The sequence below is a fragment of the Mesorhizobium sp. M4A.F.Ca.ET.050.02.1.1 genome (assembly GCF_003997725.1).
Classification (GTDB): Bacteria; Pseudomonadota; Alphaproteobacteria; order Rhizobiales; family Rhizobiaceae; genus Mesorhizobium.
The window spans coordinates 1-497 of sequence record NZ_RZSG01001478.1 but is presented as its reverse complement, the minus strand read 5'-3'; the positions used below and the strand labels follow the sequence as shown (position 1 = coordinate 497).

At 65.2% G+C, this 497-nt stretch carries 1 pseudogene; it reads left to right on the top strand.

The annotated features are described in order from the left end of the window. Positions 1–447, top strand: a pseudogene (locus EOA33_RS38235) (cation:proton antiporter); the annotation flags it as partial. Positions 448–497: the final 50 nt, after the last annotated feature.

Sequence of the window (497 nt, the reverse complement as noted above, 5' to 3'; positions counted from 1 at the left end):
ATCCTGCTTGGTCCTTCCTTGCTCGGCTGGCTATGGCCGGCGGCGGAGCGGCTGGTCTTTACCGGGGACGCCGCGCAGAAATCGATGATCAATGCCATCGCCCAGCTCGGCGTGCTGATGCTTCTGCTTCTCACCGGCATGGAGACCGATCTCAGGCTGGTGCGCCGGGTCGGCCGCGCCTGCTTTTCCATCTCCGCCGCCGGCGTTGCGGTGCCTTTCATGCTCGGCTTCGTGGCGGCGCAGTTCATGCCGGAATCGCTGCTCGCCAGCGGCGGCGAGCGCCTCGTCGCTGGCCTGTTCCTCGGCACGGCGCTGTCGATCTCCTCGGTCAAGATCGTCGCAATGGTGGTGCGCGAGATGAACTTCATGCGCCGCGACCTCGGCCAGGTCATCGTCTCGTCGGCAATCATCGAGGACACGATCGGTTGGGTGATCATCGCGATTACCATCGGGCCGGCGACCTTCCGGCCTTGCGCGTCCTCGGGATAGCTTTCCAC